The organism is Phycisphaerae bacterium (assembly GCA_024102815.1).
GTDB lineage: Bacteria > Planctomycetota > Phycisphaerae > UBA1845 > UBA1845 > JAGFJJ01.
In genome coordinates this window covers 132109-145928 of the sequence record JAGFJJ010000076.1, presented here as the reverse complement: position 1 = coordinate 145928, position 13820 = coordinate 132109, and the positions used below count along the sequence as shown (strand labels likewise).

Here is a 13820-nt window from a genome sequence, read left to right as displayed (position 1 = left end):
ACGAGATGGCTGCGAGTGCTCCCTATGGAACTTAACATTGAAAAGGCAGACCGTGTGACCATCGCCCGCGCCCAGGGCGACCTGAGTGCCTCCGAAGCGGATAGCGTCGCCGAGGAATTGCAGGACCTGGTCGGCGGGGATCAGGCGCGATTGATCGTCGATCTTGCCGGCGTCAAAATCGTGGATTCCACCGGTCTGGCGCTGCTGATGCAACTGGTCACGCGAGCCCGGCTCAGCGGCGGGAGGGTCGTTCTGGCGGCGCCCCCGCCCTTCGTGCAAGGCGTGCTGGAAGTCACCCGTCTGGATCAGTGGTTCGAGGTTTTTCCCACGCCGGAGGCGGCGCTGGCGTCACTCCGCTCCTCATGACTGGAGCCGCCCGAGAGCACGTTGCGCAGCCGCTCGTAAAATTGAAACGCCACGGCCTGTTCCGCCTTGATCACCTCGTCGGCACCAAGCTGCAACGCCTGCATCCCCTTCGACGCGTACGTGGTCCGGGCGATGATGTAGACCCCGGGATGAATGCGCCGGGCAAGGGCGGTGGCCTCCAGTACCGCGTCCTCGTCGGGCACGGTCAGGGCCAGGATGGATGCATTGCCCAGTCCGGCCTGGGTCAGCGTTGCGGCGTTGGTTACATCACCCTTCAGGACCCGGCGCCCCAGTGAGCGCTGCGTCTCCACGGTGTCCGGGTTTCTCTCGATGATGACATAGGGCACTTCCGATTTGTCGAGAAGCTCGGCCACACACCGCCCGCACAATCCGAATCCGGCAATGATGACGTGCCCTTTGGCCAGGAACGCCGGCTGAGAATCGGGGGAGATTTGGAGGCGGACGCGGGCGCCATCCGGCCAGTTGATCGGCGAGTCGAGCAGGAGCTGCCCATCCTGATAGGTTGCGAGTACCCCCGAGGGCTCCGAGCACTGCATGGCCGATTCCTTTGCGCTGTCGCTACGAAGGGCGAAAGCGGCAGTATACGATCGGAAAGGCCCGGCGGCGAATCAAGCAATCGGAACGGGGACCGGCTGGGTTGCCTTGGTGTACTTCCGCATGGCCTCCGCGACGAGGTAGAACGAGCCGGTTATGCAGATCAGGTCCTCTCGCGAAATGGCGCTGGTGGCGATGCGCATGGCCGTGTCCAGATCGGGCGCGACCTGCGCCGTTTTTCCGGAAACTTCGGTGTATACGGCGGCAAGCTCGGCGGGATCGGCCGATCGCGGCGAAGGAATACCCGTGAAGATCATCTTGTCCGCGCCGTATTGAATCTGCCGCACGATGCCGTTGATGTCCTTGTCGCGGCTGCAACCGAGGATGACCACCATCGAGTCATAGCTGATGTGCTGCCCGATCGCGCGAACCAGCATCTCGATGCTCGCCGCATTGTGCGCCCCGTCGACAAGGACGCGCGGTGTCTCGCTGATGAGCTGCATACGCCCCGGGAGATCCACGCGGGCCAGACCCTGCATCGCGGCCTGCTCGTCCAAAGGGAAACCCTGCGTCTTGAGCACGTCCAGAACGGCCAGTGCCACGCTGCAATTGATGGCCTGATGCTCCCCATACAGGGGCACGTGAACGTGCTCGAAGCGGCTCGTCGGCGTGGTCAGGCAGATGCGCGAATGACGCCCGAGCGCCCGGGAAAACTCGAAACGGTAGCTGAAATCGACACCTTCGTTGGAATAGCGTATTGGAGAACCCACGCCGGCGGCCACGGACTCCAACGCCGTGCGAACCTTGGGCACCTGCGGGGCGCTCACCACAGGAACACCCTTCTTGAAGATGCCGGCCTTCTCCGTGGCAATGGACGTCAGCGACGTGCCGAGCTGTGCCATGTGGTCGTAGCTGATGCTCGTAACGGCCGTGACCATCGGTTGAATGACGTTGGTCGCATCCAGACGCCCGCCCAGACCTGTCTCGACCACCGCAACATCCACGCCCGATTCGGCAAAGTGGTGGAAGGCAGCAACGGTCAAGACTTCAAAATAGGTAGGCTTGGGGACGCGCGCCCGCGTCGTGATGCTGGCGACGGCACTGACCGCGCGGGCGAACTCGGCCTCGGAGATCGGCTCGCCGTTGACCATGATCCGCTCGCGGATATGCAGCAGATGGGGTGACGTATAGAGCCCGACCTTGTATCCGCAGGCCTGGAGCATGCTCGCCAACATGGCGCAGGTGCTCCCCTTGCCCTTGGTCCCTGCGACGTGCACGGATTTGAAGGAGCGGTGCGGGTTACCCAAGGCCGCCAGAAGCCGAGTCGATCGAGCCAGACCGAAATTGTTACTGTCGTACGAAACCCGCGAGAGCCGCTCGTGATTCGTCAATGAATCAAGAAAATTCAGTGCGGATCGAAAGGTGCGGATTTGTCGAACGGTTGGCTTATCGGACTTTCCTGGCTTGGTTTTCTTGGGAGAACGCTTGATTTTCTCGGTCGTCGTCTTACCCATGAGCCGCCATTCTAACGAGGGATGTACTTTCCGTCAACGTATTCTAAACCTCACAGACGATACAAACGAACCGAAACAGGAGGTTCCACGAGAGCGCAAGCCTTTAACAAACATGTTTTTACAATCCAACGAATCCACCTCGTGGTCCGTCGCGTCGCACTGCTTCATCTCTCATTCATACGCGGGAGAGCTCGGACGGGTGCGGGGATGTCCGCTATCGGACATTTCAATGCCCTAGGAGCTCGGCCACCGTCTGCCGTAGAATCCCGGCCATGCCCGGAATGGTCCTGCATATCGAAGGTAAGGAGAGTGTGGTCGAAGTCGAGACGGGGCTTCTCGGGCGCGTCGGCGAACGGATCGCCCGGCTTCGTTCGGGTCCGGCCTCACGGGCGAATGTCCAGATTGTCACCGACGAAAACGTGGCGGCCTCTTACCTCGAGCCCGTTGCGAAATCTCTGCGCGCGTCGGGCTGCGCCGTCGGGGATTCGATTCTGAAGCCGGGAGAGGCCACCAAGTCCGTTGGCACGGCCGAGAGGCTCTTCGAGGACTTGGCCCGCCGTCCGATCGGGCGGGATGGCCTGATTCTGGCACTGGGGGGCGGCGTGGTCAGTGACGTGGCGGGGTTCGCGGCTGCGACCTGGATGCGGGGCATCCGCTGGATAACCTGCCCGACGACGCTGGAGGCGATGATCGACGCCTCGATCGGTGGCAAGACAGGAGTGAATCTCGCCGCGGGCAAGAATCTCGTCGGTGCGTTTCATCCGCCCGAATTGGTGCTCATCGATCCTTCCTGCCTGAAGACTCTCGACACACGAGACATACGCGCAGGGCTGGCGGAGTCGGTCAAGCACGCCCTTATCGAAGACGAGGCCTTCCTGGCGTTTCACGAGGAGCATCTCGAAGATATTTTGCACTTGGCCGAGCCGGTTCTGGCGGAGTTGATTCTCAAGAATGTTACGATCAAGGGCGCCGTGGTCGAGGCCGATCCGCGGGAGACGACCGGCCAGCGGGCGGCGCTCAATCTCGGACATACCATCGGACACGCCGTCGAGCAGCATTGCGGATACACGCTTCGTCACGGCGAATGCGTTTCAATTGGACTGGTGGCCGCATGCAGACTATCGCAGGCCTGCGGATTGCTGGAGGCACGTACCGTTGATCGCGTCGAACGGTTGCTGTTGCGGTTGAGGCTACCGGTGCGGATCGATCCGGTTCTTGACGTGGAAGCACTTCTGGAAACGATGCGGCTCGACAAGAAGGCTGCGGGCGGCGCGGTGCGCTTCGTTCTGCTGGAGGGAATCGGCAGGCCGGTACTTCAGGATGACATCGATGTGGCAGCAGTGCGCGGAGTGCTGCGCTCGATGGTGGCGTGAATGAAATTCTGCCCGCAACGACAGTCTGTACAGCGGAACCAACGCTTTGCGCGGTCGAGGTATGTGAATCGCGTGTCTCACCGGATTCAAATGGATTTGTAGAGGTCGAAACGGCCTCGCGAGCTGAAGCTCGTGCCTCGCCAAGGACACTGCCTAAGAGCAGGGGCGCACAACCTATCCGCAGAATGCGCGCATTCCAATGATGACATCATGACGACACGCGATCCGACAACCCATGTCTCGCCGCCTTCTCTTCACTCGGCGGAACAAACAGAGAAGCCGCTTTCGACGACGCGCGCGATCGTGGAGCCCCTGATCGTGCTCGTCGCCGCGAGCGTTTGGTTCTTCTGGGGAACAGGCGTCGGCGAACTGATCAACACCGAGACGCTGCGAGCACAGGTCGCCCGGGAAATGTTCGAAGGTAAGTCCGGATGGGTGACGACCATTCACAGCCGGACGTACCTGCGGAAGCTGCCGCTCCACGCCTGGACCACGGCCGCGCTGGCGCACGTGGTCGGGCGGTTCGATGAGCAAGTCGCGCGATGGCCCTCGGCCGCGCTCGGCGTTCTTTATGTGCTGGCGATGTACTTCGCAAGCCGGGGGATGATCGACCCTCGCGCCGGACCGGCGGCGGCGCTGCTTGCGGGTGGGAACCTGGAAGTACTGGACTACGGACTTCGCGCCGACCTCGACATGGGTGTGCTGGCGTTCACGACGGTGGCGGTGCTGCTGCTGGGATGGGCGTGGCGTGCGCAGGGACGAACGCGTTCGCTTGCGCTGGCAGGATGCTATTTCGCGGCACTGCTGGGAAGCTTCTGGAAGGCCCCGCACGTACTGGTGACGGTGTGGTTGACGGTGCTCGGGCTGGCGTGGGTGGATCGGGGGCAGGGTCGGCCGTGGAAGCGCTTCGCATTGCACCCCCTGCAGTGGGCGGGGTCGCTGGTGTGCCTGGCCTGTTTCGCGGCGTGGTTCGGCGTACTGTCTTCCGAGGTAAGCACGGAAAAGGCCGGAGGGTTCGTGCTGATCGAGTTTCTGGCGCGCGTCGTCCCACACTCGCTGGTCTACATTGCTGACACGCTCCTGGCACCATTTCAATTTCTGGCTATCGCGTTTCCGGCGTGCGTGTTCGCATTGATGGTGCTGAATCGTGAGACCCGCGCGGCCCTCGACGAGTCGTCCAGTTTCGAGAATCCGCGCGAGCTGAAGCCTTCGGCTCATCAGGAAGACGAAGACGCAGGCAGAGCCCGCCCCACGGTGCCGGAGCCCCGTTCAAGAGCAGTGGCACATCGATCCACGCTTGCATTCTTGCTGGCGTGGCTCGTCCCGACCGCAATCTTCCTGTTGATCGTTCCTGCCAAGGCCGGACGCTATTGGCTGATTTGCCTGGGAGCCGCAACGCTCATGGCGGCGATGGTCTGGCGGGGCTACGTTCGCCGGAGAGTTCCTGCCGCGGCGCAGCAGGCGTGTTCCATGGCCGTGGCGGGTCTGTCCGCGCTTGGCATTCTGGTCGGGACGGGAGTCGCGGCGTTCGGCGCGCTCGTGCTTGCTGACGCCCTGCCGTCAGCGTGGGTTCCGCTGAGTGAGACGGCATCACGCGCGGCCGGCTGGTCCGCGCTGACTTGCGGCGTGTTGATGATCGGCGCGGCATCGATGGCGGTTCGGTTCTGGCGCCTGGAGCGGCGATCCGCGGCTGGCGTTGCACTGGCGATGGTGATCCTGGCGCTCAAGCCGGTGCAAGTGTTCGCGTTCATTCCGATACGCTCCGAATTCCTGAGCGTCGCACCGGAAGCACGAAGAATGGACGATCTCGTTCCGCCGGGGACGGAGCTGTATGTCCTGTCCGACAAGGTGGGCAGTGATCGGGCGGGCGAACTGGCTGACTTCGGTTTCTATTCGCGTAACGCGATTCGCTGGCCGAAGAGTGCCGAGGACGGCATGGAGCACTGCCAGGGGCCGGTCTGCTACTTCCTCGCACGCCAGGTGGCTCGCGATCGGCTGGAAGAGCAGTTCGGGGCGCGGTTTCGGGAAGTGGCCCGACTATGCGGCGATGACAAGCGGATTTACCTCGTGACCATCAACGCCGAATGAGGGACGCTTCGCATCGTTTCCACTATGGCTTCACGCCCGCCGGTTCCCGTGTTTCCGACGCCACCCGCGAAGCGCTCGCCGAGGCCTCCAGTCGAGCGCCGCCGCGGATCACGCGTCGCACGCGGTAGATGGGCATCTCGCGGATGTCGTGATAGATCCGCACGAGCAATTCGCTGACCACGCCGAAGAGCACGCATTGCACGGTGCAGAAGACCAGCAAGGCCGAAAGCGAGACGAGCACGTTGCGGTTCAGGTTGAGTCCGTCGGGCTGTCCCATGTAGCCGAATTTCTGCCCAATGGCCACGATCAGCAGGACCAACGCCAGGCCAAACGCGGCCATGCCGATCTTGCCAAAGAAGTAGAGCGGGCGCGTCATGTAGCTGCCGAGGAACTTCACGGTCACGAGATCGAGCAGGACGCGGACGGTACGGTCGAGGCCGTACTTGGTTTTGCCTCGCGTGCGCGGGCGGTGGTTCACGACCATTTCGGCGATGTTCGCACCGTGCCATTGCGCGAGGGCGGGCAGGAAGCGGTGAAGGTCGCTGCCCAGGCTCACGTGTTCGAGCACTTCACGGCGATAGGCCTTGAGCGTGCAGCCGAAGTCGTGGATGGGGACGTTGGTGAAGCGGCGGATGATGGCGTTGGCCATCCTCGAGGGCAGTTTGCGGGTTAGCCACTTGTCATGGCGCTTGTGCCGCCAGCCGCTGACGATGTCGTAGGCTGGAGGACCCTCGAGCTTGGCGAGCAGCGCGGGGATGTCCCCGGGGTCGTTCTGCATGTCGCCGTCAATGGGCACGAGGACGCGCCCGCGACTGTGCTCGATGCCGGCGGCCATGGCGGCGGTCTGGCCGAAGTTGCGGCGCAGCTCAACAAGGATGACGCGGGAGTTACCCTCGGCCGCGGCAAGAAGCAGTTCGACGGTGCGATCGCGGCTGCCGTCGTCAACGCAGATCACTTCATAGTCCAAGCCGGTCGCTTCCAGCACGGGAACAAGCTCGCCCAACATGGCCTGGACGTTCTCTTCCTCATTATAAAGGGGGACGATGACGGAAAGGTCGCAGAACACGCGCGCCGCGGCGCCGTCGCCATGATCGGGGCGCAGCGAGGATCGCACTTGGCGCTGCTGTGCGTCGGGAGAGGTCAGGGACATGAGCGCGTTTCTCGTGAACCAACAGGACCGTGCCAAAGTCGTATCTTAGCGATCCGAGCCGCCCGCGGGAAACGGAGGCACTTCCCGCGGCGATGCCGGATCGGACGTCGCCTCGCGGTTTTCGGACGGCCGTCGCGGCTTGTGCCAGAGGTAAAGTCCGTATAAACCGCCCGCCAAGGCGATTTCCGTGAGCGTCCAGACGGTTCGGAGGATGAGCGAGGCAAGGACGGCGCGGCCGTGGCCGAAAGGCTGCTCCAGCAGATGGATGATGATCAGCTCGCGCACGCCGACTCCCGCCGGAAGTACGACGACGATAAACCCGGCCGTGGTGGCGAGGGCTGCCGTTCCGACGGCGAGAAGGAAATCCACGCCGAGCAGACGTTCCACACCAAGCGAGAGCAGCACGGCGAATAGACTGGCGCCCGAGAGCACCCAGGCGATCGCCGAGATCCAACCGAGCTTCCAATAGGCCGTGTACCAGCCGGCGGTGGATAGCTCGTTGCCCTCGCGGCGGAAGGGCAGAGCGATGAGGCGGGCAAAACGCCCGAAGAAGACCGGGTGCAGAACGGCGCTCAGGCCGATTCCGGCGGCGGCGGCCCCGGCCCAGACAAGGACATCGTCGGAACGAACAATGAAGAGGCACACGGCGGCGAGCAATCCGCCGACCGACATCATGACGAAGGTCTCGTAAACGGCGGACAATCCGACCCAGACCCGCCCGACGTTGGGAATCGTGATCATGCCCGTGCGAATCAGCACCACGAGGGCCTTGCCGGGTACGTACTTGCCCATCGTGCCGATGCCGTAGGCCTGAAGCACCGGACTGAACCGGCGATGAAGCCCGAGGCGCACGAGCAGCCGCCACCAGAATGCCGCAAAGCACACCTGGCCGACTCCGTAGGTTAGCGCCGCGACAATAAGCCATCCGGGGCGGATGGGCGTGTCGCGGAGAACGGACTCGTGGGCCCGCCAGTCGGCAATGAGCTTGCGTACGTGGCTGCCAAGCGCGACGAGGACGACGGCGAGCAAAGCGTACTTGAGGATGCGGAACAGCCAGCGGCGCCACGGAGAGGATCGCGCCGGTTCGGAAGCGACGTCCGCGGATTCGATGACCGGTTCCGTCGGCATGTGTGCAGGTTCGCGGAGCGGACACGGGAGAACAACGGCAAACGTGCGATTGCGACGCAACCGCACCCGGCGCAACACCCTATCACGGCCGGGGCGCGGGCGGAAGGACGGAAGAGGCACACACGCATTCCGGCGATACGCTGCGCCGCTGTGGCTGCGAACCCGATACGTCGAGGGGAAAAAAAGACGTGCCGCCGACCTGTTTCGTCGACGGCACGCCAATAGACTCGCCGAAGTTCCTTGTCCTACGTCACATTCCTACGGCACGTACCGAAGGACTGCCGGAGGCGCCAGCGGCGCGCCGGTAAGTTGCTCGTAGGTGAGCTGCAGCACGCCCACGGCGTAGGAGGTGTTCTTCACGCCGAGGTCGCCGCTGTTCGTCACGTACTGCCAGTTCCAGATGCAGTTCTTCACGAGGATCCTCTCGCCCGAAGGTACGGGGTTAAGATCCCAATACGGGTAGCTCGGCAGCTTGATCGCGCCCCGGGCGGTAATCTCAGCAAAGACCAGGTCGAGCAGGCCCTGCGTCTCCACCATGACGCCTTCGGCAACGCCGTCGCCGTCATAGTCGGGCGACGGGCGATTGAGCGTCGTCAGCCCGGGGTGGCATCCGCCACAAGCGCTGACCGCGTTCTCGAAGCCGAAGTCCGGGTCAGCCGGATCGTGGACGGCGAGGTGCCAGGTGTGCCCACCAACCTTGCCTGCTCCTGGACCCGAAGCCGGTCCGGGGGCCATGTGACAATCAACGCAGGAGGCGAGCGTCGTGTGCGGTGAATTCGTCAGCGACGTATTGCCGAATTCCACGGCGTTGATGCCTTCGAGCATCACACCACCCAGGGCATAGTGCGGCGTGGAGACCGGTGTGGGGTTGGAGTTCTGCGTCGGCGGCGCCGTACGGCCGTTGTGGCAGGTCATGCACGTCGCGCTGCCTTCCTTGTTGGTCAGCATCAGACCGCCCGGGAAGTTGACCGGATCGGCCGGCAGGGTCACGTCGTCATAGACGCGGAGCAGCGAATCCGCCTGGGCCTCGCCGTGGGTGGCGTGGCAGGTGAGGCAGTCGATAACGCGGAACGTGCCGCGCTGATCGGCGGGCGCCATTCCCTTTGACGCGTCGATGAAGCCGTCGCCGGAGTGGCACACGCGGCAGGCCGAACGATTGCTCAGGCTCCACTGATAGTGCGAGAACGGATCGGCCAGCTCGTCCGAGTGACCGGCGTGCTGCCATTCGTGATACTCCTCGTGGCACTCGCCGCAAAGCGCGTTGCTGTTGCCGTTGGCGCGGAGGTATTCGAGATTGCACTGCCCGTCCACTTCGCAGAGCTGCCCGTTCTTGGGGCCGTCCATGCAGCGGCCGATGTGCGGCTGCGGCGTGGGCATGCCATTGGCCGGAACCTGGCAGGTACCCTGGTATGCAGCGTGGGGCTCGTGGCACGTTCCGCAACGAACATCACCGCCGTCGAGGTGATCGAGAAGATCACTGCCCATCGCCGGCCCCATGACTCCACCGCTGTCCGCGGCGACGCCCGTGGGGTGGTGCATGGTCTTGTCCGCGAAGGTCAGAGCGCCTTCCAGAGCGACGCCCGCGCCGACGTGGCACGAACCGCACAGGTTGGCCTGACCCCAGTCGGAGGTGATGCCGCCGGGCTGCCCGTTCATGCTGTGGCAGCGACCGCACTGATTGGGAATATCAATCATGTGCGGCGGAACGACGCCCCAGGTGAAGTCGGCGGCCAACGGCGAATTCATCGCCAGGAAATCGTCGCTGGTGGCAGCCCCGAAGGACGCCACAGCGATATCCAGGTCGCGGGTGTTGACCCGGCGATCCTGGTTGAGGTCCAGCGAAGCGTCATACTGGCCGTTCCGCATGGCCTGGACGATATCGAACGGATTGTCCGGGCCGACCGCCGTGCGCGTCGAGCGTCCCTTGCGGGCCAGGGCCACCTCGTCGTTCGTTGCGGGATCGCCAATGGAATCGCCGCGCGGCATGGAGCAGGTCAGGTCATAGACGTCGACCTCGGCCGTGCCGTTGTTGGCCAGGTAGAGCTTGCCGCCGGCGATGATCATGTCCGTCAGGAAGCTTGCCTGCGAGGAAGTCGCCGGCACGGAAATCAGGGGGGTGGTGTAATCGATTTCGACGCCGCTGGAATTGAACACGCGGACCGTGCCCATGAGGGCGTCGGCAAGGTAGATGTTGCTGCAGGTATCGACCGCGATGCCGCTGGTGCGGGCCAGCCACGCCACCTGCGTGCTGCCCACGTACAAAGTCTTGTAGCCGAACTTGCCGAGCAGGGTGCCGGCAGTGTCATACTCCTGCACGCGGAAGTTGTCGGTATCAGCGACAAGCACGCGGCCGAGCGAAGCGTCAATGGCGAGCGAAACCGAGGACATATGCTGTCCGAGGCCCGATCCTTCCATACCCCAGGCACGCTGGAGCACACCGGCCGCATCGAACACCATGATGGCATCCGCGCCCATGTCGGCGACATAGACCTCGCCCGAAACCGGGTGGACCGCCACGCCGTTGGGCTGGACGAAGGTCATCGGACTCGGATCGAGAGCGCCGGTCGACGCGAACGTTGCGTCATAGATACCGACCGTGCCGTCCATGAGGGAGACGTAGATCTGTCCGCCCGGTCCGGTGGCGATGCCGATCGGACCCTCGGGGATCGGGAAGCGGGCGACCTCTGTACCGGCCGCATTGAACTCGACCACTTCCGCGGCCAGTTGGTCGGTCACGTACACGCCGCCGCCGGCGGTCGCCGCGAGGCGGGTCGGATGGTCGACGCCGGTCAGGGTCGCCGCGGGCGTTACACTCTGCCCGAAGGTGACCGATGCCATGGCTACCAGATACGCAGCAATCATTGTTCGCTCCTCCGCGTTAACGAAAACCGTGAAATCGTGAACCTCGGTTTCCCAGGACAATTCGGCCCGAGAGCGGGGGCAATGGCGCCCGCGTATGTCCTGATCGGGCAAGGCCTATGCCACCCATTCCCCGGCGGTACCCGCCGGAATGACGGCGGGATCAGGCGAGGTCTTAGGCGTTGTGATTGCCGGAGTTATGGACGGTGGAGCAGCAACGCCGGACTTCGCGCGGCCGCGTTGCGTTTCTCGATCTTGAGAATGCCCCGGGGCAAGCTCTCGTTTGTGAGAGGCTGCGGAATCAACAACGCACGGTGGCGCTTCAACGGCCGGAAGGCAAAACAGCCCGCATGGGCCAATCGGAACGTCAAGTCTGTGGTCAGCGGGTCGAGCCGAACTGCATCAGGAAGGCGGCGGCGTCCGCGAGATCGACGTCGTTGTCGAGGTTCTGGTCGGGAAGTGTGCAGCCGATGGGCGGCGTCTGGCCCGGACCGGCGATGCACGCGGCCAGCGTGGGAAGATCATCCAGTCCGACGACGTCGTTTTCGTTGAAGTCGCCGGGCATGCGGTCGTAGATGGTCAGGATGGGCTTGGTGGTTGGGTCGCTGTCCAGAGCGTCGATGAATGCCTGCATGCTCGTGTCGCTTCCGACATCCTCGATCTGGAATCGAAACGCCACGCCCGGGGCGCCGTCTTGACGTGCTTTGTTGACGAGGTCGCTGACGTTGATGCGGAAGGAAGTCGTGGGCGGGGGATAAGGGCGCGGGACGAGAACAGCACCTTGAAGCACCGCTGGTCCGGCTTGAAAGTCGCTCAACGATTCCACGAGATCGGCGGGGTATGAAACCACCTGCACCGGTATTGGCGGTGGGGTCGGCTTGACGTAGATGGCTGCAGGTCGCAGGCTGAATTGAAGCCGGGCGACGACCGGCGGCACGAAATTCACGGCGCCCAGGTTGTATTCCCAGACAACGCGATATTCCCTTGGCGGCTCGCCAAAGAAAAGTGAAATCGCCCCCTCGAGAAATGCGGAGTCGTTGAAGGTCCAGTCGGCGGCGTCCGCAACACCGTCAAACACGCCGTATTCACCACCGTCCACGAGTGTGCCGTCTTTGACGGGGTTCAGAGCGACGCTGGCCGCACCAAGGGAATCCGCCATGCCGAATGCAAGCAGCGCCAACCACGCAAGAAGCACGCGGCGGACGCGCCGCGCGGCGGCTCGCATGGCTGAATTACGGCTGGACATGTACCCCGCTCCGGTCCGACTCTGTTGAGGGTCCCCGGGTCCACCCTGCATCCGACATGCCATTCTAGGCACGGACGGTCGGCCGCCCGGTCCCCGGGCCCCGGATTTCCTGCGCCGGTCCGGTAAAAGTTTTCACGTCCGTCGCGCACCGGCGCACCAGTTCGAGCGCGGCGATATCGTACGTTTGCGTGGGAGCCGCCGGGCAATCCCCAGCGGCAGGAACCTCGAAAACACCACACCCGAAGCGGGGGAAAGACCAGCCGGAAGAGGCCCGGTCGGATAGGACGGCAACGTCCGGATTCGCCGGCGCGAAGAGTGCGCCGGACGAACTCGACGAGTGCGTCCACACCGCGCTTCGCCGTCGGCCGATCCCATGAAAAACCTGCCCTCGCACGCTCCCCTGCGGCGTGCACCGCGCGCACGTCGGACATTCCTGTTCCTGTTGCCCTTCGCGATAATTACGGCGGCCGGAACCTCCGGCGGGGAAAGTGGAGACTGGACGCGATCCCTTCGAAACGGCCCCGGTGACATCAACCACCCCGTGGGTGTCGTACCGTCCGAGAAAGTGCGGATACCCGAAGGATGGCCATTGGACGCCGGCGGGACCATCACGTGCCGCACGTGCCACGAGGGTATTCCTTCCTTGGCGCGGGGCGCAGCGGTGAACCTCCGCGGCCAGGAACGCGGCGCGGCATTCTGCGCGCACTGCCACGAAGGCAATGCTTCGCTGGGCCATTGGCAGGCAATGGACCGGGCGCACGTCCGCGCGAGCATGTCGGCCACCGTATCTTCGGGCGTCGGTTTGGATATCGAATCGCGGCGTTGCATGTCATGCCACGACGGCGTTAGCGCGCCGGACTCGACCGGAATCATGGGGCACCGCGTCGGCGGGTATCCCGGCGACCGGGACTCCAACCATCCGGTGGGCATTGCCTATTCGCGTAGCAAGGGGCGCCCGGGAACCACAAGGATGCGTCCTGCCGGTCTGCTGCCCAAGGAAGTGCGGCTGCCCGGCGGAGCGGTCAGTTGCGTGTCCTGCCACAATCTCTATTCGAGCGACCCGGCAAAACTCACCGTGCCGATCGAAGGCTCGAAACTTTGCCTATCTTGCCACGACATGGACTAAATGGGTGGTATTCCGCGCAAGATGTGCGCCAATTCCCCCAGCTAGGCGCAACCTTCAATCCAATCGCCGCGACGGTGTTTGTTAAAGCGGGAAACCTGATCCGGTTATTCCGGGGATCGACGCCCCGCTAGCCGTTGTCGTTGGTACGCAACGCGTCGAAATAGGCCGTGAGCAATGCGTCGAGAACGCCGCGCGTCGCGGATTCGACGGCCGTAACGGACTGATTGCGGAACTCCTGGCAGCCGCCCATCAGCAGGGGCGTCGACACGAACAGGAAGCCCACGACAACGATCTTCCCCATTCTCCCTCGAAAAGTGCTGTTATTTCGCACGATTTCCGGCTCCTTATTGGCCCGAACGCTCACTGTTCGCCACGGCAGGGCTTGCGGCGCGCGGCGACACCGCGGGTGCTGTTT

11 protein-coding genes are annotated in these 13820 nt (G+C 63.7%); 4 read left to right on the top strand and 7 right to left on the bottom strand.

What is annotated here, in order from left to right; genetic code table 11:
- The first annotated feature begins 24 nt into the window (after window positions 1–24).
- On the top strand, window positions 25–366 hold the full coding sequence (locus J5J06_19205) for an STAS domain-containing protein (protein MCO6439225.1): 342 nt from the start codon (window positions 25–27) through the stop codon (window positions 364–366).
- Here the strand turns inward: J5J06_19205 and J5J06_19200 are convergent.
- Both J5J06_19200 and J5J06_19195 read right to left on the bottom strand, forming a co-directional pair.
- Window positions 306–923, bottom strand: coding sequence for an NAD-binding protein (locus J5J06_19200; GenBank protein ID MCO6439224.1), 618 nt, complete (start codon window positions 921–923; stop codon window positions 306–308). The genes J5J06_19205 and J5J06_19200 overlap by 61 nt on opposite strands.
- Before the next feature lie 72 nt (window positions 924–995).
- Window positions 996–2435, bottom strand: coding sequence for a bifunctional folylpolyglutamate synthase/dihydrofolate synthase (locus J5J06_19195; GenBank protein MCO6439223.1), 1440 nt, complete (start codon window positions 2433–2435; stop codon window positions 996–998).
- 272 nt (window positions 2436–2707) lie between these two features.
- Between J5J06_19195 and aroB the strand changes: the two genes are divergently transcribed.
- Both aroB and J5J06_19185 read left to right on the top strand, forming a co-directional pair.
- Complete coding sequence (gene aroB, locus J5J06_19190) at window positions 2708–3808, top strand: 3-dehydroquinate synthase (protein MCO6439222.1); 1101 nt, start codon at window positions 2708–2710, stop codon at window positions 3806–3808.
- Between the two features lie 210 nt (window positions 3809–4018).
- Window positions 4019–5896, top strand: a complete 1878-nt coding sequence (locus J5J06_19185) for a glycosyltransferase family 39 protein (GenBank protein ID MCO6439221.1) — start codon at window positions 4019–4021, stop codon at window positions 5894–5896.
- 22 nt (window positions 5897–5918) lie between these two features.
- Here J5J06_19185 and J5J06_19180 read toward each other — a convergent pair whose 3' ends face one another.
- The 4 genes from J5J06_19180 to J5J06_19165 form a co-directional block, all read right to left on the bottom strand.
- The gene (locus J5J06_19180) at window positions 5919–7046 is read right to left on the bottom strand and encodes a glycosyltransferase family 2 protein (GenBank protein MCO6439220.1); all 1128 of its coding nucleotides are present in this window, start codon (window positions 7044–7046) and stop codon (window positions 5919–5921) included.
- A gap of 45 nt (window positions 7047–7091) precedes the next feature.
- On the bottom strand, window positions 7092–8174 hold the full coding sequence (locus tag J5J06_19175) for a flippase-like domain-containing protein (GenBank protein ID MCO6439219.1): 1083 nt from the start codon (window positions 8172–8174) through the stop codon (window positions 7092–7094).
- Between the two features lie 258 nt (window positions 8175–8432).
- Window positions 8433–11036 (bottom strand): SMP-30/gluconolactonase/LRE family protein, encoded by a 2604-nt coding sequence (locus tag J5J06_19170; GenBank protein MCO6439218.1) that lies wholly within the window; start codon window positions 11034–11036, stop codon window positions 8433–8435.
- A 376-nt stretch (window positions 11037–11412) separates the two neighbouring features.
- The gene (locus J5J06_19165; protein ID MCO6439217.1) at window positions 11413–12279 is read right to left on the bottom strand and encodes a hypothetical protein; all 867 of its coding nucleotides are present in this window, start codon (window positions 12277–12279) and stop codon (window positions 11413–11415) included.
- 337 nt (window positions 12280–12616) lie between these two features.
- Between J5J06_19165 and J5J06_19160 the strand changes: the two genes are divergently transcribed.
- Entirely contained in the window at window positions 12617–13405 is a 789-nt protein-coding gene (locus J5J06_19160; GenBank protein MCO6439216.1) for a cytochrome c3 family protein, read from the top strand.
- A 127-nt stretch (window positions 13406–13532) separates the two neighbouring features.
- On the opposite strand, the gene J5J06_19155 is transcribed toward J5J06_19160, so the two are convergent.
- The gene (locus tag J5J06_19155) at window positions 13533–13736 is read right to left on the bottom strand and encodes a hypothetical protein (GenBank protein MCO6439215.1); all 204 of its coding nucleotides are present in this window, start codon (window positions 13734–13736) and stop codon (window positions 13533–13535) included.
- Window positions 13737–13820 lie beyond the last annotated feature (84 nt).